The sequence below is a fragment of the Roseovarius nanhaiticus genome, assembly GCF_900156535.1.
In the GTDB taxonomy this organism is placed as follows: Bacteria; Pseudomonadota; Alphaproteobacteria; order Rhodobacterales; family Rhodobacteraceae; genus Roseovarius; species Roseovarius nanhaiticus.
Window position 1 is genome coordinate 1610415 of the sequence record NZ_FTNV01000001.1, and the last position, 25095, is coordinate 1635509.

Sequence of the window (25095 nt, forward strand, 5' to 3'; positions counted from 1 at the left end):
TGCATGGGCGGATGGTTGGGATTTTTGCGGTCGTTGGTGATCTATCATAACCCGGCATCATTGCGCGCATGGCGCCGTTTCTACCGCGATCTTCTGGCGCCGGGCGATCTGGTCTTTGACGTGGGCGCGCATATGGGCACGCGGGCGCGGGCCATGCGGCGGGCCGGGGCCCGCGTCGTCGCGCTGGAGCCGCAGGCGCCCTTCGCGGGCTTTTTGCGCCGCACCCTGCCACGTGACATCACCCTGATCGAGGCGGCGGCGGGGCGCAGCGATACCGAGGCCGAGATGGCCGTCTCCTCGCGCCATCCCACAGTATCATCGCTGCGCACCGAATTCGTCGAGGGCGCGGGCGCCGCGCCCGGCTTCGGCCATGTGAAATGGGATCGGCGGCAGCGGGTGCGCATGGTCACACTCGATGGGCTGATCGCGCAGCACGGGCGCCCGCGCTATGTGAAAATCGACGTGGAGGGATTTGAGGTCGAGGTGCTGGGGGGGCTGAGTGCGCCTGTCCAGATCGTCTCGGCGGAGTATCTGCCCGCGTTTCCGGAAATGACCCATGCGGTGATCGACCGGCTGGCCGAGTTGGGCGATTACCGTTTCAATCCGGTTGCGGGCGAGACGGGCGGGTTTCTCTGGCCCGACTGGCGCAGTGCTGACGCGGCGCGCGACTGGCTAGACGGACTGGCGCCAAGTGCCGGCTCAGGCGATCTTTTCGCGCGGCTGGAGGTGCTGGAATAGCCCGCGCTTGGTTTATGCGTTGCGAATGATGCCTGCGAAAGCGCCAAATAGCTGCGGTGCGGCGGTGATGACCGATCCGCTCTCTTCTGGCCGCTCCGCGGCGCTCCATCCCTCAACCTGCGCGCCCGACTGGCGCAGGATCACAAGGCCCGCCGCGATATCCCAAGGCTGCAAGCGCCGCTCCCAAAAGCCGTCGAGCCGCCCCGCCGCCACATAGGCCAGATCCAGCGCCGCCGCCCCCATCCGCCGCACGCCCGCGCACTGGGGCATGAGTCGCGCGATATCGGCGGCGTGATCGTCGATATGCGCCATGGTGCCAAATGGAATACCGGTGCCGAAGAGAGCAGGCGCAAGCGCCGCCGTCTCGGCGGGCCTGATCGGGACGCCGTTGAGGCGCGCGGTATCGTCCAGCCGGGCGGAAAAGGTTTCCTGCCGGACCGGATCGTGAACCACACCGACGCTGAGCGTGCCCGCCTCCTCCAGCGCGATGGAGACAGCGAAATGCCCGATGCCGCGCAGGAAATTCGTGGTGCCGTCGAGCGGATCGACGATCCAGCGCCGCGCGCCGGACGCCGCCTCGGCGCCGGTTTCCTCGCCCAGCCATGCATCCTCGGGCCGCGCCGCGCGCAAGCGGGCGCGCAGATGCCGCTCTGCCTCCATATCCGCCTTGGACACGAAATCGCCGGCGCGTTTGTGCGTGATTCTCAAATCTGCGCGCGCGCGCCAATGTGTCATCAGGATGTCGCCCGCCTCATGCGCGAGGGTGATGGCCAGGTCGAGGTCTTCGGCGCTCATCGGTGCTCCTCCAGCGCGCGGGTCAGGATGCGTCCCACGGCGCGCGCGGCATCGTCCCAGCCGGGCAGCGCCGCGCCCACGCGGGCGGCCTCGGCGGCCATGTCGGCATAGGCCCGCACGTCGCTCAGCATGCTGCGCAGTGCGCCTGCGAAGGCATGCGCATCCTCGGGCGGCACCAGCCGTCCGGCGCCCGGGGGCACGGTGCCCGGCACGGCACCTGCGGTTGTCGCGGCGATGGGCAGCCCGTGAATGAGCGCCTCGTCAAAAACGATCCCGTAACCCTCGTATCGCGTGGCGAGGGCAAAAATATGCGCGCTGGCATAGAGCGCGTCGAGCTCGCTCCGCGGCACCCGCCCGGCCAGCGTGATCCGCGCGCCAAGGCCCGCCGCCTCGATCTGGCGCGCAAGGGCGGCGTCATGGCCCGGCTCCCACGGGGCGCCGACGATGACCGCGCGCCAAGGCAGATCCGCGATCTGCGCCAGCGCAGCGATCAGCACGTCATGGCCCTTGCGCGGATGCAGGATGCCAACCGACAGGATCAGGGGCGGGCCGTCCTTGGCCTTGGCGCGCGCAGGCACCCTGACCGCATCGGGGCGCCCGGGCCGGATGACTGTGACGCGCGCCGCTGGCACGGCGTAATTTGCCACCAACACCTCCTTGATATGGGGGCTGGGCACCAGGATATGCGCCGCGCGCTCAAGATTGGCGCGCTCCAGCGCGCGCAGGCGCTGGGCCTCGGGCGCGGGCAGGCCGCTTTCATGGGCGAGCGGGTGATGCACCAGCGCCACCAGCGGCGCGCGCAGAGCGTCCAGTGCGCCCGTGTCCATCGCCCCGAGGGCCAGCCCGTCGATCATCAGCGCGCTGTCTTGTGGCACGGCGGCCAGTTGCGCCGCCGCCTCGGCCATCTCGGCGCCACTTGGAAAGGGAAAGCCGCCGGGCAGGGCGATGTGTTCGGTCCGGTGGCCGATTGCGCGCAGCGCCTCCAGCAGGCGGCGGTCGTAATGATAGCCGCCCGTGGGCGATGTCAGATCGCCGGGAATGGCGAAGGCGGCTTTGCAGGCGCTCGCCGAATAAGCTGGGCTGTTCTGAGGCCGATCGGCGGGCATGGTGGTGTCCTTGGCAGGCTCGGTATGTCCGGACATGTCTTAGCGCCAGACGCAGCGGCGGCAACGGCCAGTTCTGCGTGAGGAACCTTAAAGCGGCGACGCGCGCAGCTTGGCCGCGTCGCAATCGGCGCGGGTCAGGCCCAGTGCCTCGCGGACCTGCAGCACCACGGCCATTTCGGCCTCGTTCGGCACGCCATCGGCCAGCATGACCTGCCACAGCGCCTCATGCGCCTCGATCCGCGCCTCGAAGCTGACGGTCTCGCGAATGAGCAGTGCGAATTTGCGTGTGCTGGGCGCCGCGGCCTCGATCTTTTCGCAGGTGGCGCGCATCTTGGCGGCATCGACCGGGCCAAGGCCGTTCATCCGCGCCAGAAGCGTGTCGATGCGGCTGATCTCTGCAAGCTGATAGTCGCTGTCGGATTTGGCCACGCGCACCATGAGCGCCCCCAAAGCCAGTTTGGCATCCGGCTCGGGCAGCGGATCGGAGGGATGTCCCTTGAAGAGGTCCAGGATACGCGACAGCATGAGGCGAGGTTTACCCGCTCTGCGCGTCGGAGCAAGCGATTTCCGTGGCAGCCGCGCGCGTGGGCCAAGAAGCGCCCGGCGCGGCGCCCGCCGGAAAAACGCCACAGAGCGGTCCATTCGCCGTCCGAATCGAGCACTAATTTCAAGACAGTCACGACCCAGCACCAAGACCAGCGCGCGCGAAGGATATCTCAGATGCAAATGCCGATCCGCCAGGACTGGAGCCAAGGCTGCGCTGACGCGCATCTGCGCGCAATGCGCCGTGCTCCGCGCAGCGATCTGGCGCGCCTCGCCTGCAGCTATGACTGGAGCGCGCATCCCGAGCCGGTGCTGGGCTGGGTCATGGCGCAAAGGCGGATCGAGCTGGCGGTGGCGCTGACGGTGTTTCTGCGCGGCGCGCCCGAGCGGTTCAACTACATGCCGAAACGCGATGTACCGCCTCAGCATGAGGCCGAGGCGCGCCTTTTGGACAACATCTGCTTGCGGATCAATTCGGGTTACTACCTGCCCGCTACGCCGATGGCGGCGCCGGATCTGCCGCGTCTCGAAAACTGGCTTGCCGCGCAAAAGGCCGACCGCGCCGAGGGCAGCGGGGGCCGCTGGATCCTTGACGAGGCAATCGTGGAGCGGGTGCTGATTCAGGCCGCCGCGCCCGCCGAGGCGATGGATACCCGCCTGGATACAGCAGCCCTGCGCCGGGGTCGCCTTTTCGCCCTGCTGGCGCCCCTCCTGCGGCGCCGGGCCTAAAGGGGCGTTTCGAAGCGCGCCGAAACGGTCTAGACAAAGGGTGAAGCGCCTGCGGAAGGGCGCCCCCGACCAAAATGAGCCCGAGAGTGCCCCGATGAGCACGCCTGAGACCAGTTTCCTGACACGCACCCTGTCGGATGCGCGCGCGAGCGCCAGACGTGCCTGGCATATTCTGCTGACGCGGGGGCCGAGCCAATTTCAATTCTGGCTGATCGCCCTGCTGATCGGGATTGCCGCCGGCTTTGGCGCGCTTTTCTTTCGCAAGGGAATCTCATGGCTGCAGGCGACGCTTTACGGCTCTGAGGATCCGCGCGCGATGGGCAGTTTTGCCGGCGGGATCGAGTGGTACTGGATCCTGATCATCCCTATCGTCGGTGGCCTGGCCGTCGGCCTGATCCTGTCGCGCTTTACCGATGACGGGCGCGTGCGCTCGGTTTCGGACGTGATCGCCGGGGCCGCGCTCAACGACGGGCGGGTCGAGCGGCGCGCGGGCCTTGCCTCGGCGGCGGCCTCGCTCATCACACTGGGCGCGGGCGGATCTTCGGGGCGCGAGGGCCCGGTGGTGCATCTGGCCGGCATCATCTCAAGCTGGGCGTCGGACCGCATCAACGCGAGCGGTTTGAACGGGCGCGACCTTTTGGGCTGCGCGGTCGCGGCTGCCGTCTCGGCCTCGTTCAACGCGCCCATCGCGGGCGCGCTTTTCGCGCTTGAGGTGGTGCTGCGCCATTTCGCCATTCACGCCTTCGCACCCATCGTCATTGCAAGCGTCGCGGGCACCGTGATCAACCGGCTGGAATTTGGCGGATTGACGGAATTCGTGCTGCCGACCTCTTCGGCGCTGGAATTCTACGTCGAATTGCCGGCCTTTCTGATCCTGGGCCTCGTGTGCGGCGTGGTCGCGGCGACGCTGATGCGCAGCATTTTCCTGGCCGAGGACGTGGGCGCGGCGGTCTGCCGACGCCTCCACATCCCCGGATGGCTTCGGCCCGCCATTGCGGGGGCGCTTCTGGGCGGAATTGCCATCTGGTTCCCGCATATTATCGGTGTCGGATACGAGACGACGAATGCGGCACTGATGGGCGAGCTGCTGCTGCATGAAGCGATTGTCTTTGCGATACTCAAGGTGCTGGCGGTTGCGATCACGCTGGGGGGGCGCATGGGGGGCGGGATCTTTTCACCTTCGCTGATGCTGGGCGCGCTGACGGGATTGGCCTTCGGCCTGATTGCGACGCCGATTTTCCCCGAGGTTTCGGGTGCGCTCTCGCTCTATGCGCTGGCGGGGATGGGGGCGGTCGCTGCGGCGGTGCTGGGCGCGCCGATTTCGACGACGCTGATCGTTTTTGAGCTGACCGGCGATTGGCAGACGGGCCTTGCGGTGATGGTGGCCGTCTCGACCTCAACCGCGCTGGGCACGAAACTGGTTACGCGCTCGTTCTTTCTGACTCAGCTCAAGAGGCGCGGCATCCATCTGGCGGAAGGGCCGCAAGCCTATCTGCTTTCCATGACCGCCGTCGCCGGGCTGATGCGACCAGCGGAAGATGACAGCGCCCCGTCCGAGGAAGCGGCGCGCGCGATGATCGAGCAGGGTATCCATGTCGATTTCGGCTCGACCCTCGAGACGGCGATGCCACTCTTCGAGTTGCATGAGGTGAATTACGTGCCGGTCACTGCGCAAAGCTCGGACGATGCACCGCCCCTCTACAAGGGCGTTCTTTACCATGTCGACGCGCTGAAGGCCTTCAATCTGGCGCTGGCGTCACTGTCGCGCGAAGAGCATGGGTGAGGGGCCTTGGGCAGGGGGCGTTGCCCCCCGGCATTGAATTTCCTGCCGGAAACTCGATGCCTCCCCCCAGGATATTTATCGCAAGAAGAATGGGTCAGACGCGCTCTATCGTCACCAGATCGCTGCCGTGGAAGGCGAGATAATCTTTGATCTCGCTTACGTCGTCCTTGGGGCTTTCATAGCTCCATGCGGCATTTTCGATCGTGCGACTTTTCGTGACGATGGAATAGTAGCTGGCGGTGCCCTTGTGCGGGCAGGTCGTGCTGCGGTCACTGGCATCGAGAAATGCGGTCGCGATATCCGAGCGCGGGAAGTAGATCACGGGCGGATAGCCGTTTTCGCTGAGTTCCAGTGCATTGCCGGATTCGCCGATAACGGCGCCGCCCGCACGGACGGACCATGTGCCGGCTGCAGGCTCGATCGTGATCTTGGTCATGGGCGGTATCCTCTTTCAGTGGGTTTGCGCCCAACATGACGCCTATTGTTGCGCTTTGCCAGTGCGGCAGTCAGATGCGGCTACAGCGGCGCCGTGGCGGCGGTCAGCCAGTCGGCAGCGTCGCCGGCGAGATGCGGCGCAATCTTGTCGCGGCAGGCAGCGTGATAGGCGTCGAGCCAGTCGATCTCGGGGCGGCTGAGCATATCGCGCGCGATCAGGCGCCGGTCGATGGGCACGAAGCTGAGCGTTTCGAAGGCCAGTTTGCGCGCTGCGCTGTCGGCCGGATCGCTGCCGGGCAGGGGGGTGGCGGGCTGGACGACCAGCAGGTTTTCGATGCGGATGCCGAAATGCCCCTCGCGGTAATAGCCCGGCTCGTTCGACAGGATCATGCCGGGTTCGAGCGGCGTCTCGCTGGCGCGGCTGATGCGCTGCGGGCCTTCGTGGACGCAGAGGTAAACGCCGACACCGTGGCCCGTGCCATGGGCATAGTCCTGATCGGCCAGCCAGAGGGGCATGCGCGCGATGGCGTCGATATCGCGGCCGGCCAGGCCGCGCGGGAAACGCAGGCGGCTGATGGCGATCATGCCCTGCAAGACACGGGTGAAGGCCGCGCGCTCGTCCGCGCCGGGTGTGCCGATGGGCAGGGTCCGGGTGATGTCTGTCGTGCCGTCCAAATATTGCCCGCCGCCGTCGAGGACCAGCAGATCGCCGTCCCGAAGCGTGCGGTTCGACGCCTCGGAGACGCGATAATGCGCCAGCGCGCCGTTGGGTCCGCTGCCCGCAATGGTATCGAAGCTGATATCCAGCAACTTGCGTGTGGCGCGGCGGGCCTCCTCGAGGCGCTTGACCACGTCGATCTCGGTGACGCTGCCAGGCGCTTGGGCCTCCAGCCAAGCAAGGGTCTGGCAGACCGCGGCGCCGTCGCGCAGATGGGCTGTGCGGGTGGCGGCAATCTCGGCATCGGTTTTGCAGGCTTTGGGCAGGATGCAAGGATCAGAGGCGCGCTCGGCTTTGATACCGGCCTCGTTCAGCGCATGCACAACGGCCACGGGGGCCGATGCGGCGTCGAGGCGGACCGGGGACAGCAGGATGGTCAGCGCGGCGCTGAAACTGGCCTCGTCATGAGCGCTGACACCATCAGAGGTGCAGTTTTCAGGCAGGGCATCCAGCTTGTCATGCGCCACGTAAAGCTCGACACGTGCGTCGTCATGCAGGATGGCAAAAGCGTGGGGGACAGGGTTGCGCGGAATATCGGCACCGCGAATATTCAGCAGCCACGCGATACTGTCGGGCAGGGTCAGGATGGCGGCGCGGTGTCCGGCCTTGCGCAGATCCTCGACCAAAGCGGCACGTTTCTCGGCGCTGGTCTTGCCGGCCAGGTCATCGGGATAGTCGGTGATCGCGCCATTCGGCGGCGCGGGGCGGTCTGGCCAAATATGGTCGATCAGATTTTCTGAAGGCACGCAATCAATACCCGAGCCTTCGAGGGCGCGCGCGACATCGTCCATTTCCTTGACCGTATGCAGCCATGGATCAAAGCCGACTTTACCGCCATCGGGCAGTGCGTTTCTGAGCCAGTCAGCCAGCTTGACCTCCGGCCAGTCGACAGGCTGGAATGCCGACTGGTCGGTTTGGCTGCGCACTTGGGTGCGATAGCGGCCATCGACGAAAACGCCGGCCTGATCCGCCGTGATCGCCGCAAACCCGGCCGAGCCGGTGAAGCCGGTCAGCCACGCGAGGCGTTCATCGCCCGGTGCCACGTATTCACCCTGAAAGCGGTCCGCACGAGGGACAAGCCAGCCATCGAGCTGGGCGCTCTGCATGGCGCCGCGTAGCGCGGCAAGGCGGGGCGGCCCCTGTTCGGGGCTGGATTTCTCGGTGAAGGATTGGAACATCAGGAAGCTCTTTTCATGCCCATCACGCGGGCGCGGGCGCGCGGGTCGGAGTCAAACAGTGCAGCCAATTGCTCGGTCATGGCGCCGGCCAACTGGTCGACATCGGTGATCGTGACTGCGCGGTCGTAGTAGCGCGTGACATCATGGCCGATGCCGATGGCAAGCAGCTCCACGGCACGGCGTTTCTCGACCATTGCGATCACGTCGCGCAGGTGTTTTTCGAGGTAATTCGCGGGGTTGACGGACAAAGTTGAATCGTCGACCGGCGCGCCATCGGAAATCACCATCAGGATCTTGCGCGCCTCGCGGCGGGCCATCATCCGGCGATGCGCCCATTCCAGCGCCTCGCCGTCGATATTCTCCTTGAGCAGCCCTTCCTTCATCATCAGGCCCAGATTCTGCCGGGTCCGGCGCATGGGGCTGTCGGCGGATTTGTAGATGATGTGGCGCAGATCGTTCAGGCGGCCCGGCAATTGCGGTCGGCCTTCGCCCAGCCACGCCTCGCGGCTCTGCCCGCCCTTCCAGGCGCGGGTGGTAAAGCCGAGGATCTCGACCTTGACGTTGCACCGCTCGAGCGTTCGGGCAAGGACGTCGGCGCAAATCGCCGCGATGCTGATCGGGCGGCCGCGCATCGAGCCGGAGTTATCAAGGAGCAGCGTCACCACCGTGTCGCGGAACTCGGTATCCTTTTCCACCTTGAAGCTGAGCGGCGTCGTCGGGCTGGCCACGATACGCGCCAGGCGGCCGGCATCCAGGATGCCTTCTTCGCGGTCGAACTCCCAGCTTCGGCTTTGCTGCGCCTGAAGGCGCCTTTGCAGCTTGTTGGCAAGGCGGCTGACGGCGCCCTTCAGCGGCTCCAGCTGTTGGTCCAGATAGGCGCGCAGACGCTCCAGTTCGACCGGCTCGGCCAGATCCTCGGCGTGGATCTCCTCGTCAAAAGCCGTTGAGTAGACGTGGTAATTCGGGTCTGCGTCCGAGATGGGCTGCGGCGCGGGCGGCTCCATCGGGGCGTCGCCATCGGGCATGTCGGCCTCGTCGCCCGCTTCGTCATTGGCGTTTTCGTCCATGCTGACCTGCGCCTGGGAGGCATCCTGCTGCTCGTCCTGGCTCTGCTCGGCCTCGGCGTCGGCCTCTTCGGTATCGCTGTCATCCTCGCCGCCGCTATCGGACTCGTCCTCGTCCTGATCCTGCTGGGCCTCGTCCTCCTGGTCTTCGTCCTCTGCATCGGGGTCGTCGCCCAGCTGGTCGCCATAGCCCAGATCCTCGATCACGCGGCGCGCGAATTTGGCGAACTCGGCCTGATCGGCCAGTGTGTCCTGCAGGTTTTCCAGCGTCTCGCCCGCTTGGCCCTCGATGAAGTCGCGGCGCAGCTCCATGATGTTGCGCGCCCCCTCGGGCAGATCGCGGCCCGTGGCGAGGTGGCGAATGAGGTATTCGGCGGCCTTGTGAAGCGGCGCATCGGCGGGATCGGTGATCTGGTCATAGCCCGAGCGCGCGGCCTCTGCGGCGATCTTGCTGTCAATATTGCTGGCCGTGCCCGGCATGGTGCGCGCGCCCACCGCCTCGCAGCGGGCCGTCTCCATCGCCTCATAGATGTCGCGGGCCATGGCACCCGGCGGCACGTATTTCGCATGGGTCTTGGCGCTGTGATACTTGTGGCGCAGCGCCAGCGCATCGGCGGTGCCGCGCGCATGCAGCACTTCCTCGCGGGACATCCGGCGGCTGATCTGGGGCAGGCGCATGGAATCGCCCGAGACGCCCGAGGGATCGACCGAATAGCTGACATTCAGCTCGCGGTCGCCGGACATGACCTTGGTCGCCTCGGCGAGGGCCTTCTTGAACGGATCGGCTGGGTTGTCGGATGGTTTTTTCATGAGGGTTTGCTTTCAAGGTCTGACTTGAGCTTCCGCATTTCCTTCTTTCTCACCCAGTGGGTTCTACCAAAAATGTCAGCCAGCCCGATTTGCAGTTTTTCGTTTTCTTCAAACCACGACACGTCCTGAGGAAACGCAAACTTCGTTTCCTGCCCAACGCAAACGCTCGCCGGGAGGGTAATCGGGGGATACACGTGCGATGCAGTTGTTTCACCCCAATGTTTTATTAACCCGTTTTCAAATCTCCGGGTTATCAAACTATGCCACTTCGGCGTTCTAGCTACGATGAGCTTCACGGTAGTATCCGTGGGTCCGTGGTTTACTGCTGACAGCAGTACGAAAGGATGCCGATTAGCTTCGTCATTTGCGAGAGTGACGAAACGTCCCAAGCTTAATTGCAATCGTGCTTTCGGGTAGATGAACTTTGACCAAATGTTCCAGACAAAACTTGCCAACGCTAATAGGAAGGAAAGGCAGCTAATTGCTATAGCAATTTGTGCTGTAGTCCACTCCGTCCACATCACCCCAGGCTCACGCTTGCAGCACTTTCCGGCAGTTCCTCGTCAAAGCACCGCTGGTAGAATTCGGCGACGGTCTGCCGCTCCAGCTCGTCGCACTTGTTCAGGAACGTCAGGCGGAAAGAATAGCCCACATCGCGGAAGATGGAGTTGTTCTGCGCCCAGGCGATGACAGTGCGGGGCGACATGACCGTCGACAGCTCGCCATTCATGAAGGCGGTGCGCGAGAGGTCTGCGACCGTCACCATCTGGCTGACCATCTTGCGGCCGGCGGCGGTGTTGTAGGTGGGATTCTTGGACAGGACGATCGCCACCTCGGCGTCGTGGCTGAGATAGTTAAGGGTCGCCACCAAGCTCCAGCGGTCCATCTGGCCCTGGTTGATTTGCTGGGTGCCATGGTAAAGCCCGGTGGTGTCGCCGAGGCCGACGGTGTTGGCCGTGGCAAACAGGCGGAAATAGGGGTTGGGCGTGATCACCTGGTTCTGGTCGAGCAGCGTCAGCTTGCCGTCGGCCTCGAGCACGCGCTGAATCACGAACATCACGTCGGCGCGGCCCGCGTCATATTCGTCGAACACGATGGCGGTCGGATTGCGCAGCGCCCAAGGCAGAATTCCTTCATGGAATTCAGTGACCTGCACGCCGTCCTTCAGCTTGATCGCGTCCTTGCCGATCAGATCGATCCGGCTGATATGGCTGTCGAGGTTAACGCGAACGCAAGGCCAGTTGAGGCGGCTCGCCACTTGCTCGATATGCGTGGATTTACCCGTGCCGTGATAGCCTTGGATCATGACCCGGCGGTTGTGGGCAAAGCCTGCGAGGATCGCCAGCGTCGTGTCGCGGTCGAACTTGTAGGTGCTGTCATTGTCGGGCACGCGATCTGTCCGCTCGGCAAAGCCCTTGATTTTCATGTCCGATTCAATGCCGAACACATCGCGCACGGAAATCTCTTCGGTCGGTTTCGCTTGCGCGTCGATCATGCCGTCAGCCATTCGGGTCCGTCCTTAATTCGCATCGTGAGGTTGCCTTGAGTGGTGCAACATATCGTGCAGGAGGGCAAGGGAAAGGGGCGAAAATGCTGGCTGTCCGGCGCCCTTGCCTATACCGATGCGGAGCGGGGGCACATCGCCGCCCGCCTCCAAGGAAAAGGCCCCCGACCCGTGACACGTGACGAGATCGAAGCGCTGATCGCCCGCGCCGCCATGGGCGAGCGCGCGGCTTTCGAGGGTCTTTACACGCATACCTCGGCCAAGTTGATGGCGATCTGCCTGCGTGTCCTCGGGGACCGGGCCGAGGCCGAGGAGGCGCTGCAGGAATCGTTCGTCAAGATCTGGCGCCACGCGGATCGCTACCGCGCCAACGGGCTGAGCCCGATGACTTGGCTCATCACCATCGCGCGCAACACCGCCATCGACCGCGCGCGCAAGCGGCGCGAGGCGCAGCCTGGCCTGGATCAGGCCGAAACGCTGGCCGATGCCACGCCCGGCCCCGAGGCGCAGGCCATCGCGTCAAGCGAGCGCACGGCGCTGACGGCGTGCCTGTCCGAGCTGGACGAGGCCAATGCGCAGGCGGTGCAGCGCGCCTATCTGGACGGTGAAACCTACGCCGAGCTGGCAACACGCTTTGGCGTGCCACTCAATACGATGCGCACGCGGCTGCGCCGCAGCCTGATGAAACTCAAGGAGTGTCTGACGCGATGACCGCCGCCGATCCCAAGGGCGAGCTGCCGCCGGGCGAGGATGACCGCATCCTCGCCGGAGAATATGCGCTGGGCCTCCTGAAGGCAGATGCGGCGGCGGATTTCGAGGCGCGCCTCGCGCGCGAGCCCGCGTTGCGCAGGCTCTACGCAGAATGGGCCGAGGATCTGGCGGGATTGACCGATGAGTTGGAAGAGGTCGCGCCGCCGGGCGGCATGCAGGCCAGCATCGAGGCGCAGCTTTTCGGAGCCAACCCGCGGCGTCCCTTCGCGGGTCTGCGCGGTCTTGGCTGGCTGGTGGGCGGCGCCGTCGCCGCGGCGCTGGCGCTCTATGTGACGCTCAATGCCGGGCTGCTGGGGCAGGGGCCGACCCTGCCGGGCGCGCCGGATTATACCGCGCAGGTCGCCGCCGAGGATGGCAGCCTGCGCATCTTGGCCAGCTACGACATCGAGGAGGCGGGATTGCGCGTCGAAGAGCGCAGCGGCACCGCACCCGAGGGCCGTGTGCTGGAGTTGTGGCTGATCGCCGGGCAGGACGCGCCTGTGTCGCTTGGCGTTTTGCCCGAGGGCGAAGGCGGCCTGATGCCCATCGATCCGGCCATCGCTCCGCGCCTTCCGGGCGGTGTTCTGGCCATCTCGGAGGAGCCGCGAGGCGGCTCGCCCACCGGCGCGCCGACGGGCCGCGTTCTGGCCACGGGGGCCATCACGCCGCTTTAATTCGGCACGATCCGTCGCGCCTTGGAAAAACTTTGAAACTAATCCTCCGGCGGCTGCGTGGATGTGAGGGTCAGCAGGCAAAACGCCTGCAACACCCTAGGAGGAACACATGACTTTCAAGACAATGCTGGCAAGTGCCGCAACCGCAGCGATCCTGGCCACCGGCGCCCATGCCGATAATCCCATGGTTGGCGGTGCCGAGATGTATGCCGACAAGAACATCATCGAAAACGCCGTCAACTCGGCCGACCACACCACGCTGGTCGCCGCCGTCAAGGCCGCCGGCCTGGTCGAGACCCTGTCGGGCGAGGGTCCGTTTACCGTTTTCGCACCCACCAATGCTGCCTTCGACAAGCTGGCGGATGGCACGGTCGAGACACTGCTCAAGCCCGAGAACAAGGATCAACTGACGCAGATCCTGACCTGCCACGTGGTTGGCGCCGATGCGATGGCGGGCGCGATCAAAGGCATGATCGACGACGATGGCGGCGCGCATATCGTCCCCACACTGGGCGGTTGCAAGCTGAACGCCACCTATGACGGCGACATGATCATGCTCGAGGACGAGCAGGGCCAGACGATCAACGTCACAATCGCCGATGTCGATCAGTCGAACGGCGTGATCCACGTCGTCGACACCGTGATCCTGCCCGCTGCCAAGTAAGCGGCGCGCACACGGGCGCTACACGATCAGGTGAGATGACGGGCCCGGCACTTGCTTGCCGGGCCCGTTGCTTTCAAATGACACACAAGACGCGCGGGCCTCGCCGGCGCTGTACACAGGAGGAGCTTTGACATGGAACGACGCCACTTCATCACCGCGGCCCTTGCCGCCGGATCGGCCGCAGCCTTTGCCCGGTTCGGCACCGCTGCCACTGACGAAACTTTCGAGGTTACCCGGACCGAGGCTGAGTGGCGCGCGATGCTGAGCGATCTTGAGTATAAGGTCATGCGCGAGGAAGGGACCGAGCGGGCGTTTACCTCACCGCTGGACAAGAATTACGCCGATGGCACCTATCAGTGCCGGGGCTGTGATCTGCCGCTTTACTCGTCCGAGGTCAAATATGACAGCGGCACCGGCTGGCCCAGCTTCTGGCAGGCGCTGGACGGCGGTATCGGAACCAAACCCGACCGCTCTCTTTTTGGCGTGCGTACCGAATGCCATTGCAGCCGTTGTGGCAGCCACTTGGGGCATATCTTCGACGATGGCCCGGCGCCGACCGGCAAGCGGCATTGCATCAATGGCGTCAGTCTGACCTTCGTAGCCGCCTGATCCGGCGATCCGGTGCAACCATAAGGCCGCCCCTGCGTTGTCCTCGTGACAGGCCGCAAGGGCGGCTTTTTTGCGCCCCGTGCCTATCGGTTGAACATTTTTGATAAGGAGACAGACATGCAACGCAAGGGTTCTGCACATTGGAGTGGCGATCTGAAATCTGGCAAGGGTCAGGTCAGCACTGAAAGCGGCGCGCTCAAGGATTTGCCGTATGGCTTCAACACCCGCTTTGAGGACGAGCCGGGAACAAATCCCGAGGAATTGGTCGGCGCGGCACATGCGAGCTGCTACGCAATGGCGATGTCACTTGGCTTGGGCGAGAAAAACCTGAAAGCCGACGACATCAATGCGACTGCCGCAGTGACGCTGGTTGAAAAGGACGGCGGTTTCGCCGTCACAAAGGTGCATTTGGACGTGACCGCCAAGATCCCCGGCATCAGCGAGGAGGATTTTCAGGAGGTCGCCGAGGCGACGAAGAAGAATTGCCCCATCTCGAAGCTCCTGACAGCCGAGATCACGTTGGACGCAAAACTGGCCTGATCGGCCGATTTCGTCGGTGAGATGAGAAAAGCCCTCGGATAATTTTCGGGGGCTTTTTTTACGCGCGGGCTTTAGGGCGCATCCCGGAAAAAGACCGTCAGCCGCAGGTCCGACACGTGATCGAGGCAAGTCTGGTTTGCGCTGAATGATCCGCTATTCGTGCCAGCCAGATAGAGGCCGAACTGGCGCAGGCCCAAAGAATTGCGATCCACCATATCCTGCAACGCGGCAACCGCGCGCGTGTCCAGCGAGAATGTCGCGGCGCCGGGCGTGCTCGCCTCTAATGTCAGGGGCGGATTGGCCAAGCGCCACCACGTGTTGATCCGCACCACCCGGTCATCGACGCGCAATGTGCCGACACGCGTAACGCCCGGCGGGCTGGTAAGACCGATCGGGCCATCGGGAATAAACTCGCGCCGCGGCAGCCAGAAGATGCTATCGAGCATGCCGACCCCGTTCAGGCTGGTCCGGCATCCGATGCTGCCGCCGTCGAAGTCTGGCGCGCGGGCCAGGCTGGCGGTCAGCAGCGCGCCGGTGATCTGCGGTGCGTCTGCGCCGCCCGGGCGCGGTGCGCCAAGGCCCGACAGATCGAACGCGACATAGCCATTATTGCGCCGCAGGACATCCACCCGGCAGCGATTATTCGCGCCAGTCACCCTGTGGCCGACGACGATGACGCCCGGATCCAGCCCGTCATACGTCCCGTCGCCCAGCCCGGTCGTATCGACGCCACAGAGGAAATCGGTGCCGGGATCTTGCCGGAATTGCTGGATGATCTGGTGGCTGGCCACCGGCACGGCACTGGTTGAACTGATGTCGGGAAAATCACATCCCATCAGCAGCAAAAAGAGCGGCAATGATCGCAAGAATTTCACGGATCTGGCCCTTTCGCGACGAGTGTCGGGCTTCGCGGTAAACCGAAGTCCGAAAGGAGGGATAGCGGTGCAGTGCTGAAGTTGGTGACGTTACGTCAACTAAACGCGCCTGTAAAGTCTGCACGCCGCGCGCCTGTTGGCGCCTCAAGCGACTGCCAGCAACGCCTCTCGGTCAAACACGTCACGCAATTCATGGCGCTTCAGAATGGGCCGCGCCGTTGGTCCGATCGGATCGGCGCCGTGGCGCAGGCCATTTTGCACGAGACCGGGCACCGCCCGCTCCAACCCGGCGACAGCCTCGGGTCCGAGTGCGCCAATGGCATTGGGGCCTGGATAAAAGCTTTCTGTGTGCATGCCTTCGGCGATCAATACCTGATGTTGCTCGCACAAAAGGTGGTAGTATTTTACGCGCTTGACGCCTCGCGCAATGCGCGCGCCCGCGCCCGAGATCTCGGCCAAATGCCGCGCCCGGACGAAACTGTCGCCGACCGTCACGCAATGCTGCGGGGACACCAGAACGTCTCGGGTCAGCCCATAATGACCTTGGCGCAGACGTACCGGGCGCAAATTTCCCTGTGCTTTCATGCCTTCTGCGCTCAGCATTGTGCTGCCCGCCCACTCCACGCGCTGCGGCCCGTTATCGACCGTACAGATCATGTCACCGGGCCGGATATCCTCGATTGCCACATATCCACCGGGCGTCAGCAGACGCGTGCGCCGGGTGAAGCAAATGGCGAAATTTCCCGCCTCGCGGTTGGCCGTCAGGCCGGCATATTGCGTCTGGCCGTCGGTCAGCCGACCGATGTTGATCGAACGGATTGGCTGAGCTTCAAGCGCGGCCTGATCCGCGTTGGCGCTGAATTCAGGCGCCAAGTAGACGTTGCCATTGGTATCCTGAATGATGACAGCCGAGATTTGTGCCGTCGTGCCATCCTCATAGGTGATGACCGAGTCATAGACTGCCGACGCGTCAAAGATCTGATCGGGGCCGCCGTTGATGCGGAATGTATCGCCGCCGCCGCCGGCCGCGTTGTTGTTCGTGTCGTATATCGTTGAATTGCCGCCACCAAATCCGGTTGATCCGGGCGAGAATTCGACAATGCGGCTGGAGAGGGGATTGGCAGTACTGCCCGAAGATGCGCCCTGAAGGCCGGCCGCGTTTTCCACCGTATTATTGCCCTCGAACGGGTCCAGCCGGAAGTTTCCGGTGCTTCCCAGGAAAAAGACGTTGAATGTGGTGGGCATGGGGCGGCCTCTGTTGGTCGTCTGTAGAGTTTAACTCAATTCAGCACTGCTCTGAAATTGAGCGGCCTGCATAATGAAGTCATTCCGGATCTTAAACCTTTGATTTGAAACGCTGCGATTGCCTTGCAGGTTCCCGCCGACTAACCTGCCGGTTGATCTGCCGCCCTCGTCGCGGCGCTGCTGGGGGGCAGGACATGGGACCACTGATTGTTGTAGCGCTATTGTCGGGGCTGATTTTCGGGACCGACCTTCTGGAAGACGATGACCCACCATTGGCCGAGGCCGATCCAGACGATACCGGCGAGAACGGCGGCGAAGAGCCGGAGCTTGACGATACCGGCGCCACGTTCGAGCGCACCGATGACGGTGTCACGCTCAGCATCGGCGAGGATGAGACCGGATCGCTGGCCGTTATCTATTACACCGATACCGAGGATAACGTTGCCAATTTCGTCGAGGTGGACGAGGCGCGGTTTTACCTGGTGCCCGAAGGCACTGATTGGTCCGACGCCAGTTGGGAGACCCGCGGGAACGTGCCGGGCAGCGCAGAGTTCGGCGGTCCGGCCAGCGAATACGAGCTTGATGAGTTCGAGGAGGCTTTCGATCTGCAGTTGCTTGGCGTTGTCGACCTGCTGGGAACCCCCGAAAATACGGAAGACCCCGGTAGCCGCGTTGGCGAAATAACCGCAAATCAACCTGTTGCAGGCTTTTTCCTCGAGGCGACGACCGATGGCGACGAGCTGGTCAGCTTCCTGCCCGAGGATTTCGTCGTGACCCGGAACGGCGTGCCACAGACGCCCGTGGATACGGATACCATTGGCACGGACGACATAGAATGGCTCTCTGCCGAGGTCGATGGCATCACTCTGAACGGTGCGGGCGGCGACGATATTCTGGAAACCGCGCGCGATGATGTAACGCTGCTGGGCGGCGCCGGCAACGACACTCTGGAGTCGAGCGGCGCGAATACCATCATCGACGGCGGCGCCGGTGATGACGTTGTCACGGCGCGTGGGGCCACCGTGACCGGCGGTGAAGGTGACGACCGCATCACGATAACCAGCGGCGCGGCCACGGGCGGCGCGGGCGATGATCGTCTTGTCTCCTTCGGCATGGGCACATCACTGCTGCAGGGCGGGGCAGGCGCCGACAGCCTCAGCGTGTCTGGCGCTGGATCCGAAGCGTTTGGTGGGTCCGGCAATGATTTCATCGGAACCAGCAACGGTGCAGCAGGATTCGGCGGCGCGGGGGATGACCGGATGCAGGTGGATTCGGGGACACGCGCCGACGGCGGCGCCGGAAACGATGTATTCACGGTTTGGAACCAATTCCGCGATCCCGATGGGCCTGCGACCGTCACCACCGGCGACGGCGCCGACACGATCAACGCGCTGGTGCGCAACGCCGCGCGCGGCGAGGCAGATGATATCTACCTGCGCGTCACTGATTTCGACCCCGCCGAAGACCTGTTGGAAGTCGGAAGTTTCCAGACCGGGAACCGGGTCGACGACGTCGAAATCAACGAGGCCGCCGATGGCAGCCATACCGACATACGCGTGAGTTATACCGCGTTGTCGGGCCTGCCGCCGGGAATTGCGGTGATCCGGCTGGAAGGCACGACCGGAGTCAGTGCTGCGAATATCGCCATCGTCTGAGTTTGGTCAAAGCGAGGCGCGGGACCGCCCATCGCAAAGCCCCCGGCATGCCTGCCGGAGCGTCGGCAGCGCAAGGCGTGTGCAAAGGCGGAGGCAGGGCGTCAATTCTGGGGCGGGGTATGAAGGCAGTGCCGTCGGCCTGCCGGATCGCCCCGGCAGGCAATGGTCAGACGGTCACGCTCCGGCGCAAAAGAGATATTCGCCACCGCCAGCGCTGTTGCCGGAGGCGATGACCTCGAATGGGCTGTTTGGATCGTCGCCGATGCAGGGGGAGAAGGCTGGCAGGCCGGGCGCAGCAATGCCCGTAATCTCAGATCCCCCGGCCATCAGCTTGCGATTCGCGTCGACGCGTGCGTGCTTCTTGGCGACATCGTCATCCATCACCGTAGAATGGCACGATATCAGCTCATGCGGCACGCTACGTGTCCGTTTGAAGGCCGCAGGGTCGATGTTCTCGATGATCTCTATGTCAAAACCATCCTGAAGCGCCAGATCGGACCACGCGTTGCAACAGCCGCAATCGGGGGTGGTTACGGTCATCTCAGGGCCGTCATAAGAGCTGGCTGACCGCGTGACGCTTGGCGTTCCGGCATGGATGACGCCAGAGGGCCGAGGCGGGCAAGCGTGCTGTCATCTCCACCAGAAATAGGGATGCCTTCAGTAGATCGCTCGGTCCTTGATGAGGTGTGATAGGATCGCATTTCACCCCCGGCGGGGCGGCCCGGTTGATGCGCTGCAACTGCGTCCGGCGGCCCTGCGGGGCGGTGCGTAAAAGAAAGCACCGCCAGATGCGGCGCGACACATGCGGCGCTGACGCCACCCCATGCGCGTCGTTCGCGCCACGGCAACAGGACACACCGCTGACTGGCGGCCGAGTCCGTCAGCACTGGCCGGGCATGCGCCATGCTCTGGGCATGGCCCAGTCAGGCGGCGCAGGTCACGTCGCGGATCCGAGCACACTGCATGTGCACCGCCTTGTTCCGAATGCCTGACCTCAAGCCTTTCAAACGGGTCAGCGCGTTACTTGAAGTTGCGGCTATTCTTCAGCTGGTCCCAGGCCCACATCACCTGTTGCAATTGCTCTTCCTGGCTGCGGTCGCCGCCATTCATGTCGGGGTGCAGAACTTTGATGAGGGCGCGGTAGGCTTTGCGCAGATCGGCCTTGGTGTCGCTGTCCTTGGCGTCGAGGATCTCGACGGCCTGACGCTCGGTCGGGGGCAGGCGTTTGCCACCACCGGCCTTGTCCTTGCCGGGGTTGCGCGTGGCATTCACACCCAGCACCTGATGCGGATCCTCGATGCCCAGACGGGCCCAGGCGCGCGCCTCGGGGTCGGTGAACGCCTTGGTGGTGCGCTCCCACACCTTGTCCTTGGACATCTGGGCATTCATCTCGGCCTCAGTGGTGCCATCGAAGAAATTCCACTTGAGGTTATACTCGCGCACATGCTCCTGGCAGAACCAATAGAACTCGTCCAGCACGTCTGGCGCTTTGGGGGCGCGATAAAGGCCGGGCTGCTCGCAACCCTCATGCTCACACTGGCGCTTGGACGTCTCGGAGGCGCCGGACATGCCGCGCCTGCCGCGCGGATTCTTCTTCTTGGCCGAGGATACGGACATGTCGAAGCCGAATGGATCGGATTTGCTCATTTGGCACCCCTTTGCGAGTCGAAGCCGATACTCTAGTCTAAATGCAGCCAAGTTGAAGGGGGCGATGGGCAGAAAGATGGACAGAGCAGCAGAAATCCGCGCGACATTGGAGCGCAGCTTTGATGCACAATTCCTTGAAGTCGTTGATGAAAGCGCGCAGCATAACGGACATGCGGGCGCGCCCGATGGCGGTCAATCGCATTTTCGGGTGCGGATCCGCGCCCCCGAGTTGTCGGCGATGTCCCGCATCAACCGGCACCGCGCCATTCACGGCGCAATCGGGTCCGACCTGATGGGCAAAATTCACGCGCTGGCCATCGAGGTGGATGCCTGACAGCCGCCGCTGCGCCCCGGCGCTCAGTCGGTCTTGGGGGTGTCCGGTGTGCTTGGCGCGTCAGGCGTATCGGGCACATCGGGCTTTGGCGCCGGATCGGCGCGGGAGGGCGCGACAGGGGCCAGCGACGGCTCGCGGCGCTCGGGACGGGCGGCCTCGGCCACGTCCTGCGCATTTTGGATGATATCCTCGGCAGCGGTGTCGCCTTCGGCCTTGGAGCGGCGGAACACCATCAGCGTGCGGTAGACCGTTTGTGATCCGGTCAGGCCCTGCCTCTCGTCCGAGGGGAGGATATCGGTGCGAAGGTATTCCCACCCGTCGGCGGCCTGCGCATTCAAAGTGCCCTCGACCGTCGCGGCAAAACGGCCCTCGCCAGACTTGACGCCCGGCGCCTTGGTCCCCTTGGTCGGGGCGGGGATCACCTTGTACTCAAAGCTTGTCATGGGCCTCGTCTTTCTTGCCTAAACTTTGACGCAACTCTAGCGGGGCCACGCACGGGATGAAAGCGGCTACGCCTTGGCCGGGATGCCAATCGGCAGGCCGACGCCTTCGGGGCGGGGCAGCGCATCATGCGCGGCTTGCAGTGCGGCGACCTGCTTTTTGACATCGGGCGGCATGGGCGCCACGCGCGGCCCGCTCATATCGACATGGAGTGTCAGCCCCTCGGCCGTGGCGGCCAGCCAGCCATCCTCATGGCGCAGCTCCTGCCACGAATGAAAGCGCTTTTCGTCATGCGCCAGCAGTTGCAGGCTGCATTGCACCCGGTCGCCCTCATGCAGCTCGCGCAGGTAGCGCACGCGAAAATCCGCGACGAAGGTGGTCATGCCGCGCGTGCGTGCATACTCGGCGCCAAAGCCCATCAGGTGATAGACATCATCAACGCCCTCGTCGAAGAGGACGTTGTAATAGGCCATGTTGAGATGGCCGTTGAAGTCGATCCATTCGGGGCGCACCGTCATCCAGTCCGACAGGGCCGGCGCGGGTAAGGATTTATCTGGCAGATTCGCCACTCACAGCCCCAGCTTGGCCGAGACGATCTCGTTCACGGCCTTGGGGTTGGCCTTACCGCCCGTGGCCTTCATCGTCTGGCCCACGAACCAGCCCGCCAGCTTGGGGTTCTGCTTGGCCTTTTCCACCTGCGCGGGATTGTCGGCAATGATCTGGTCGACCGCGGCCTCGATGGCGCCGGTATCGGTGACCTGTTTCATGCCGCGCTCTTCGACGATGATCGCCGGATCGCCGCCCTCGGTATAGACGATCTCGAAAAGATCCTTGGCGATCTTGCCCGAAATGGCGTCTGACGCGATCAGGTCCACGATGCCGCCCAGCTGCGCGGGGCTGACGGGGCTTTCGGTGATATCCGCGCCTTCTTTCTTGAGGCGGCCGAAGAGCTCGTTGATGACCCAGTTGGCCACCAGCTTGCCATCGCGGCCTGCGGCGGCTTCCTCGAAATAGGCGGCGTTGGCGACCTCGGCGGTCAGCACGCTCGCGTCATATTCCGACAGGCCGAAATCGAGCACGAAGCGCGCCTTCTTAGCGTCCGGCAACTCGGGCAGGGACGCCTCGATGCTGTCGACCCAAGCCTGCTCGATCTCGAGCGGCAGAAGGTCCGGGTCGGGGAAGTAGCGGTAATCATGCGCCTCTTCCTTCGAGCGCATGGAGCGCGTCTCGTTCTTGTCGGGATCATAAAGGCGCGTTTCCTGCACCACCCCGCCGCCCGCCTCGACAATGGCGATCTGGCGGCGCGCCTCGACCTCGATCGCGGCCTGGATAAAGCGCGTCGAGTTCATGTTCTTGATCTCGCAGCGGGTGCCGAGATGGCTGAAATCCTGCGTTTCCTGATATTTCTCGTACTGGCCCGGGCGGCAGATCGAAACGTTCACATCCGCACGCAGGTTGCCGTTCTGCATGTTGCCGTCGCAGGTGCCAAGATAGCGCAGGATCTGGCGCATCTTCAGCACATAGGCGGCCGCCTCTTCGGGGCCGCGAATGTCGGGGCGCGACACGATCTCCATCAGGCAGACGCCCGTGCGGTTGAGGTCCACGAAGCTCATGTTCGGGTCCATGTCATGGATCGACTTGCCCGCGTCCTGCTCCATGTGAATGCGCTCGATCCGCACGAGGCGCGCGATGCCGGGCTCCATGTCCACGAGGATCTCGCCCTCGCCGACGATGGGATGGTAAAGCTGGCTGATCTGGTAGCCCTGCGGCAGATCCGGGTAGAAATAATTTTTCCGGTCGAACGCCGATTTCAGATTGATTTGCGCCTTGAGGCCCAGCCCCGTGCGCACCGCCTGCTCGACGCAGAATTCGTTGATGACGGGCAGCATGCCGGGCATTGCCGCATCCACGAAAGAGACGTTGGAATTCGGCTCGGCGCCGAATTTGGTGGACGCGCCGGAAAAGAGCTTGGCGTTCGAGGCGACCTGCGCATGCACTTCCATGCCGATCACCAGCTCCCAGTCGTGCTGGGCGCCGGAAATGACGCGGGGTTTCGGGGTCTCGTAGGTCAGGTCCAGCATGGCGCGCATCCTTTGGCTCAGATGCCAAGGCTTCTAGGATAGCGCGCGCCGCTGGGCAAGGGGCGGCGCCTAAAGCGAGGGCAGCATGTACATCCCGGCGGGCGAGAAGGCGATGGATTGCCCGCCCGCGATGTCGTCTGCAAAAAGCGCGGCGATGGCACGCAGGGCGGTGCGGCGCCCCTCGCTGATCAGGGCGCGCCGTGGCGGCAGGGGCCCCGCGCCGGGGCGGTGCAGCGCCTGTGTCCAGATCAGCGGATGCAACTCGTGCAGGTGATCGCGCAGGATCCAGGTCAGGCACGCGGCCAGCGGCGCTTGCGCGGCGGGGGCGCCGCCCGGCGCGGCCTCGCGCATGGTGATGGCGCAGAACGCGGCCATGAGGTTTGCGGTGTGCTGATCAGGGCGCAGACGCAGGATGTCGCGCAGACCGTCGATGAAAAAGGCGGGGTCCAGCAGCATCAGCGCATTTCGGTCCAGCGCCAGCGCGTCGAGATAGGTCCATGTATAGGCGCCCGCGCCCCACTCGGCCTGCGTGCGCGCGGCCATGCGGCGCGCCTCGACCTCGATCTGGCGGTAATCACCCGGTGCGGCGGCCAAGAGGGCGGCGCCAAACGCACGCATGTGGCGCGGGCTGGCGGGATCGAGGTCAATCAGGCGCTGATACTGCGCCGCGACGCGCTGCGCGGTCGTTCTAGCCCCCTCTATGCGCAAGAGGGCACATTCGGCAGAGGCCAACATCGGCGCGGCCTCGGCGGCGCCGCAATGGGGCGCCAAGAGCGCGCTTGCCCGCGCGGCGTGATGCGCGCGCCGTTCCGCGGCGCCCTTGAGGGTGGGCGCGCCGGGAACGGCGCTCCACGCCCAGGCCATATCCGCATGCATCAGCGCCACGATAGCCTGTACCGGATAGTCGCCTGTCATTTCCTCGGCGAGCGCGTCCAGCGCCTCGACGCCGCTGAGGTCCGGCACAGTGCCGTCGTGCAGCGCGTCCTCTGCCATCGACACCACGTCACTGCGTGCGCCGAAAGCCAAAAGCATCGCCGCCGACTCGCCCCCCGGCGTGCCGGTGCGGGCGGTGTCCGCCTGGCGGATGAGGGTCGACAGCTCCTCCCACATTTCCTGACGGGCGAGTTTCAGCCCGGTATCCTGGTAGGCCGAGCGTGCCGTTTCCTCCTCGGTCACGGAAACGGATGGCAGAATGATATGGCGGCTCAGCCGGTCCAACTCGGCCTCGGCGCGGAACCGGCGCGCACCCCTGCCGCAGTGCCCGCTGCCCAAGCGGGGCAGGGCCGTGCGCAGGCGCGACAAAAGCTGGATCATAGGACTGGAGTCGGAATGCATCACGTTGGGCAGGCTTTCTTTGAAGGAGCGTTCACGGGTCAGAATCGCGTCCCATTCGGGCCAAAAAATGTCGCCTCTTAGGTGAATGGATGTTGGGCGGTTTCCCGCCGCAGCGGGATCATTGCCTGCCCTCGCATTTTCGGCGATCATAACGCATGCGACGCTTCTGCCTCAGCCTTGCCCTTGTGGCCGCAACCGCGCTTGGCGCAGCCGCCCCGGTGGCCGAGGCGTCGTCGACGCGGCCCCAGTCACGCACAATGGAAATCCCGAACGCGCGCTGGGATCACCGCCCGGGCGGTGAGGCCTGGACGCGCAGCGCCCTGACCGCGCTGGCGCAGCATGGCGCCCCCTTGGTGCGCAGCGAGCCGCGCGATGTCGCCCAGTGGTGCCCCGGTTACAAGGCGGGTGGCGAGACGCAACGGCGGGCGTTCTGGGTCGGCTTCCTGTCGGCGCTTGCCAAGCACGAAAGCACGTATCGCGCAAAGGCCGTGGGCGGCGGCGGGCAATGGTATGGCCTGTTGCAGATCCTGCCGGGCACGGCGCGCGGCTATGGCTGCCGCGCGACGTCGGGCGGGGAGTTGATCGATGGGGGCGACAACCTCAGCTGCGCGATCCGCATCATGGCCCGCACCGTGCCGCGCGACAACGCCATCGCGGTGCATGACGGGCGTTGGCGCGGCGTGGCCGCCGATTGGGGGCCGATGCGCAGCGATGCCAAACGTCTCGACATGGCCAGCTGGCTGCGCGGGCAGGAATACTGCACGCTCAAACGCTCGCCCCGCCCGGTGCTGCGCCCCGCCGCGTTCAAGACCCGGCGCAGCGGCAAGGCCACGCGCTAAGGC

The 25095-nt window shown here is 64.6% G+C and carries 27 protein-coding genes; 11 read left to right on the forward strand and 16 right to left on the reverse strand.

Going from position 1 to position 25095, the window contains the following annotated elements:
• The first annotated feature begins 3 nt into the window (after positions 1-3).
• On the forward strand, positions 4-738 hold the full coding sequence (locus tag BW975_RS07800; protein WP_076532450.1) for an FkbM family methyltransferase: 735 nt from the start codon (positions 4-6) through the stop codon (positions 736-738).
• Positions 739-750: 12 nt separating this feature from the next.
• Here the strand turns inward: BW975_RS07800 and BW975_RS07805 are convergent, their stop codons facing one another.
• From BW975_RS07805 to BW975_RS07815, 3 genes are read right to left on the reverse strand one after another with little or no spacing between them, the layout of a single operon-like run.
• Positions 751-1533, reverse strand: a complete 783-nt coding sequence (locus BW975_RS07805; protein WP_076532452.1) for an inositol monophosphatase family protein — start codon at positions 1531-1533, stop codon at positions 751-753.
• Positions 1530-2675 carry a glycosyltransferase family 4 protein gene (locus tag BW975_RS07810; protein ID WP_244512471.1) on the reverse strand — a complete coding sequence of 382 codons (1146 nt, stop codon included), beginning with the start codon at positions 2673-2675 and terminating at the stop codon, positions 1530-1532. The genes BW975_RS07805 and BW975_RS07810 overlap by 4 nt, the downstream gene beginning before the upstream one ends.
• A gap of 51 nt (positions 2676-2726) precedes the next feature.
• The gene (locus BW975_RS07815) at positions 2727-3164 is read right to left on the reverse strand and encodes a tellurite resistance TerB family protein (RefSeq protein ID WP_076532457.1); all 438 of its coding nucleotides are present in this window, start codon (positions 3162-3164) and stop codon (positions 2727-2729) included.
• Positions 3165-3359: 195 nt separating this feature from the next.
• On the opposite strand from BW975_RS07815, the gene BW975_RS07820 reads away from it, so the two are divergent.
• Both BW975_RS07820 and BW975_RS07825 read left to right on the forward strand, forming a co-directional pair.
• A complete protein-coding gene (locus tag BW975_RS07820) occupies positions 3360-3911 on the forward strand; it encodes a hypothetical protein (RefSeq protein ID WP_076532459.1) in 552 nt (183 codons plus the stop codon).
• Positions 3912-4005: 94 nt separating this feature from the next.
• Positions 4006-5694, forward strand: a complete 1689-nt coding sequence (locus BW975_RS07825; protein ID WP_076532461.1) for a chloride channel protein — start codon at positions 4006-4008, stop codon at positions 5692-5694.
• A gap of 94 nt (positions 5695-5788) precedes the next feature.
• On the opposite strand, the gene BW975_RS07830 is transcribed toward BW975_RS07825, so the two are convergent.
• The 5 genes from BW975_RS07830 to cobS all read right to left on the reverse strand — a co-directional run bounded on the left by BW975_RS07830 (position 5789) and on the right by cobS (position 11406).
• Complete coding sequence (locus BW975_RS07830; RefSeq protein ID WP_076532463.1) at positions 5789-6130, reverse strand: DUF427 domain-containing protein; 342 nt, start codon at positions 6128-6130, stop codon at positions 5789-5791.
• Between the two features lie 80 nt (positions 6131-6210).
• Positions 6211-8025 carry an aminopeptidase P family protein gene (locus tag BW975_RS07835; RefSeq protein WP_076532465.1) on the reverse strand — a complete coding sequence of 605 codons (1815 nt, stop codon included), beginning with the start codon at positions 8023-8025 and terminating at the stop codon, positions 6211-6213.
• The gene (gene cobT / locus BW975_RS07840) at positions 8025-9899 is read right to left on the reverse strand and encodes a cobaltochelatase subunit CobT (protein WP_076532467.1); all 1875 of its coding nucleotides are present in this window, start codon (positions 9897-9899) and stop codon (positions 8025-8027) included. The genes BW975_RS07835 and cobT overlap by 1 nt, the downstream gene beginning before the upstream one ends.
• The gene (locus BW975_RS17910) at positions 9896-10195 is read right to left on the reverse strand and encodes a hypothetical protein (RefSeq protein WP_139194207.1); all 300 of its coding nucleotides are present in this window, start codon (positions 10193-10195) and stop codon (positions 9896-9898) included. Before BW975_RS17910 ends, cobT begins: the two co-directional genes overlap by 4 nt.
• A 224-nt stretch (positions 10196-10419) precedes the next feature.
• Positions 10420-11406 carry a cobaltochelatase subunit CobS gene (gene cobS, locus BW975_RS07845; protein ID WP_076532469.1) on the reverse strand — a complete coding sequence of 329 codons (987 nt, stop codon included), beginning with the start codon at positions 11404-11406 and terminating at the stop codon, positions 10420-10422.
• Between the two features lie 210 nt (positions 11407-11616).
• Between cobS and BW975_RS07850 the strand changes: the two genes are divergently transcribed.
• The 5 genes from BW975_RS07850 to BW975_RS07870 all read left to right on the forward strand — a co-directional run bounded on the left by BW975_RS07850 (position 11617) and on the right by BW975_RS07870 (position 14640).
• Complete coding sequence (locus BW975_RS07850; protein ID WP_170846574.1) at positions 11617-12114, forward strand: sigma-70 family RNA polymerase sigma factor; 498 nt, start codon at positions 11617-11619, stop codon at positions 12112-12114.
• The gene (locus tag BW975_RS07855; protein WP_076532471.1) at positions 12111-12827 is read left to right on the forward strand and encodes an anti-sigma factor; all 717 of its coding nucleotides are present in this window, start codon (positions 12111-12113) and stop codon (positions 12825-12827) included. Before BW975_RS07850 ends, BW975_RS07855 begins: the two co-directional genes overlap by 4 nt.
• A 109-nt stretch (positions 12828-12936) precedes the next feature.
• Entirely contained in the window at positions 12937-13491 is a 555-nt protein-coding gene (locus BW975_RS07860; protein ID WP_076532473.1) for a fasciclin domain-containing protein, read from the forward strand.
• Positions 13492-13623: 132 nt separating this feature from the next.
• On the forward strand, positions 13624-14100 hold the full coding sequence (gene msrB / locus BW975_RS07865; RefSeq protein ID WP_076532475.1) for a peptide-methionine (R)-S-oxide reductase MsrB: 477 nt from the start codon (positions 13624-13626) through the stop codon (positions 14098-14100).
• Positions 14101-14217: 117 nt separating this feature from the next.
• A complete protein-coding gene (locus tag BW975_RS07870) occupies positions 14218-14640 on the forward strand; it encodes an OsmC family protein (protein WP_076533539.1) in 423 nt (140 codons plus the stop codon).
• Positions 14641-14711: 71 nt separating this feature from the next.
• On the opposite strand, the gene BW975_RS07875 is transcribed toward BW975_RS07870, so the two are convergent.
• Both BW975_RS07875 and BW975_RS07880 read right to left on the reverse strand, forming a co-directional pair.
• Positions 14712-15515, reverse strand: coding sequence for a hypothetical protein (locus tag BW975_RS07875; protein ID WP_076532477.1), 804 nt, complete (start codon positions 15513-15515; stop codon positions 14712-14714).
• A 144-nt stretch (positions 15516-15659) separates the two neighbouring features.
• On the reverse strand, positions 15660-16760 hold the full coding sequence (locus BW975_RS07880; RefSeq protein WP_076532479.1) for a Hint domain-containing protein: 1101 nt from the start codon (positions 16758-16760) through the stop codon (positions 15660-15662).
• A gap of 194 nt (positions 16761-16954) precedes the next feature.
• Between BW975_RS07880 and BW975_RS18350 the strand changes: the two genes are divergently transcribed.
• Positions 16955-18415, forward strand: a complete 1461-nt coding sequence (locus BW975_RS18350) for a calcium-binding protein (protein ID WP_139194206.1) — start codon at positions 16955-16957, stop codon at positions 18413-18415.
• A 174-nt stretch (positions 18416-18589) separates the two neighbouring features.
• Here the strand turns inward: BW975_RS18350 and BW975_RS07890 are convergent, their stop codons facing one another.
• Positions 18590-18955 (reverse strand): DUF411 domain-containing protein, encoded by a 366-nt coding sequence (locus BW975_RS07890; RefSeq protein ID WP_076532483.1) that lies wholly within the window; start codon positions 18953-18955, stop codon positions 18590-18592.
• 480 nt (positions 18956-19435) lie between these two features.
• Positions 19436-20062 (reverse strand): J domain-containing protein, encoded by a 627-nt coding sequence (locus BW975_RS07895; RefSeq protein ID WP_076532485.1) that lies wholly within the window; start codon positions 20060-20062, stop codon positions 19436-19438.
• A gap of 76 nt (positions 20063-20138) precedes the next feature.
• Between BW975_RS07895 and BW975_RS07900 the strand changes: the two genes are divergently transcribed.
• The gene (locus BW975_RS07900; protein ID WP_076533541.1) at positions 20139-20396 is read left to right on the forward strand and encodes a BolA family protein; all 258 of its coding nucleotides are present in this window, start codon (positions 20139-20141) and stop codon (positions 20394-20396) included.
• 23 nt (positions 20397-20419) lie between these two features.
• On the opposite strand, the gene BW975_RS07905 is transcribed toward BW975_RS07900, so the two are convergent.
• From BW975_RS07905 to BW975_RS07920, 4 genes are all read right to left on the reverse strand, one after another.
• Positions 20420-20839 carry a DUF4177 domain-containing protein gene (locus BW975_RS07905; protein ID WP_076532487.1) on the reverse strand — a complete coding sequence of 140 codons (420 nt, stop codon included), beginning with the start codon at positions 20837-20839 and terminating at the stop codon, positions 20420-20422.
• A 66-nt stretch (positions 20840-20905) separates the two neighbouring features.
• Complete coding sequence (locus tag BW975_RS07910; RefSeq protein WP_418314304.1) at positions 20906-21406, reverse strand: thioesterase family protein; 501 nt, start codon at positions 21404-21406, stop codon at positions 20906-20908.
• Positions 21407-22918, reverse strand: a complete 1512-nt coding sequence (gene gatB / locus BW975_RS07915; protein WP_076532489.1) for an Asp-tRNA(Asn)/Glu-tRNA(Gln) amidotransferase subunit GatB — start codon at positions 22916-22918, stop codon at positions 21407-21409. It abuts the gene before it with no gap.
• Between the two features lie 69 nt (positions 22919-22987).
• Positions 22988-24253 carry a hypothetical protein gene (locus tag BW975_RS07920; RefSeq protein ID WP_076533544.1) on the reverse strand — a complete coding sequence of 422 codons (1266 nt, stop codon included), beginning with the start codon at positions 24251-24253 and terminating at the stop codon, positions 22988-22990.
• Positions 24254-24408: 155 nt separating this feature from the next.
• On the opposite strand from BW975_RS07920, the gene BW975_RS07925 reads away from it, so the two are divergent.
• Positions 24409-25092 carry a transglycosylase SLT domain-containing protein gene (locus BW975_RS07925; protein ID WP_076532491.1) on the forward strand — a complete coding sequence of 228 codons (684 nt, stop codon included), beginning with the start codon at positions 24409-24411 and terminating at the stop codon, positions 25090-25092.
• Positions 25093-25095 lie beyond the last annotated feature (3 nt).

What these genes read in the sequence shown, in the direction of transcription:
- BW975_RS07880 (WP_076532479.1), bottom strand. Translation starts at nt 16,760, where the DNA reads ATGCCCACCACATTCAACGTCTTTTTCCTGGGAAGCACCGGAAACTTC.
- BW975_RS07920 (WP_076533544.1), bottom strand. Translation starts at nt 24,253, where the DNA reads ATGCATTCCGACTCCAGTCCTATGATCCAGCTTTTGTCGCGCCTGCGC.
- BW975_RS07820 (WP_076532459.1), top strand. Translation starts at nt 3,360, where the DNA reads ATGCAAATGCCGATCCGCCAGGACTGGAGCCAAGGCTGCGCTGACGCG.
- BW975_RS07800 (WP_076532450.1), top strand. Translation starts at nt 4, where the DNA reads ATGGGCGGATGGTTGGGATTTTTGCGGTCGTTGGTGATCTATCATAAC.
- gatB (WP_076532489.1), bottom strand. Translation starts at nt 22,918, where the DNA reads ATGCTGGACCTGACCTACGAGACCCCGAAACCCCGCGTCATTTCCGGC.
- BW975_RS18350 (WP_139194206.1), top strand. Translation starts at nt 16,955, where the DNA reads ATGGGACCACTGATTGTTGTAGCGCTATTGTCGGGGCTGATTTTCGGG.
- BW975_RS07890 (WP_076532483.1), bottom strand. Translation starts at nt 18,955, where the DNA reads ATGACCGTAACCACCCCCGATTGCGGCTGTTGCAACGCGTGGTCCGAT.
- cobS (WP_076532469.1), bottom strand. Translation starts at nt 11,406, where the DNA reads ATGGCTGACGGCATGATCGACGCGCAAGCGAAACCGACCGAAGAGATT.
- BW975_RS07830 (WP_076532463.1), bottom strand. Translation starts at nt 6,130, where the DNA reads ATGACCAAGATCACGATCGAGCCTGCAGCCGGCACATGGTCCGTCCGT.
- BW975_RS07855 (WP_076532471.1), top strand. Translation starts at nt 12,111, where the DNA reads ATGACCGCCGCCGATCCCAAGGGCGAGCTGCCGCCGGGCGAGGATGAC.
- BW975_RS07850 (WP_170846574.1), top strand. Translation starts at nt 11,617, where the DNA reads ATGGGCGAGCGCGCGGCTTTCGAGGGTCTTTACACGCATACCTCGGCC.
- BW975_RS07870 (WP_076533539.1), top strand. Translation starts at nt 14,218, where the DNA reads ATGCAACGCAAGGGTTCTGCACATTGGAGTGGCGATCTGAAATCTGGC.
- cobT (WP_076532467.1), bottom strand. Translation starts at nt 9,899, where the DNA reads ATGAAAAAACCATCCGACAACCCAGCCGATCCGTTCAAGAAGGCCCTC.
- BW975_RS07805 (WP_076532452.1), bottom strand. Translation starts at nt 1,533, where the DNA reads ATGAGCGCCGAAGACCTCGACCTGGCCATCACCCTCGCGCATGAGGCG.
- BW975_RS07895 (WP_076532485.1), bottom strand. Translation starts at nt 20,062, where the DNA reads ATGAGCAAATCCGATCCATTCGGCTTCGACATGTCCGTATCCTCGGCC.
- msrB (WP_076532475.1), top strand. Translation starts at nt 13,624, where the DNA reads ATGGAACGACGCCACTTCATCACCGCGGCCCTTGCCGCCGGATCGGCC.
- BW975_RS07860 (WP_076532473.1), top strand. Translation starts at nt 12,937, where the DNA reads ATGACTTTCAAGACAATGCTGGCAAGTGCCGCAACCGCAGCGATCCTG.
- BW975_RS07810 (WP_244512471.1), bottom strand. Translation starts at nt 2,675, where the DNA reads ATGTCCGGACATACCGAGCCTGCCAAGGACACCACCATGCCCGCCGAT.
- BW975_RS07825 (WP_076532461.1), top strand. Translation starts at nt 4,006, where the DNA reads ATGAGCACGCCTGAGACCAGTTTCCTGACACGCACCCTGTCGGATGCG.
- BW975_RS07905 (WP_076532487.1), bottom strand. Translation starts at nt 20,839, where the DNA reads ATGACAAGCTTTGAGTACAAGGTGATCCCCGCCCCGACCAAGGGGACC.
- BW975_RS07835 (WP_076532465.1), bottom strand. Translation starts at nt 8,025, where the DNA reads ATGTTCCAATCCTTCACCGAGAAATCCAGCCCCGAACAGGGGCCGCCC.
- BW975_RS07925 (WP_076532491.1), top strand. Translation starts at nt 24,409, where the DNA reads ATGCGACGCTTCTGCCTCAGCCTTGCCCTTGTGGCCGCAACCGCGCTT.
- BW975_RS07815 (WP_076532457.1), bottom strand. Translation starts at nt 3,164, where the DNA reads ATGCTGTCGCGTATCCTGGACCTCTTCAAGGGACATCCCTCCGATCCG.
- BW975_RS07900 (WP_076533541.1), top strand. Translation starts at nt 20,139, where the DNA reads ATGGACAGAGCAGCAGAAATCCGCGCGACATTGGAGCGCAGCTTTGAT.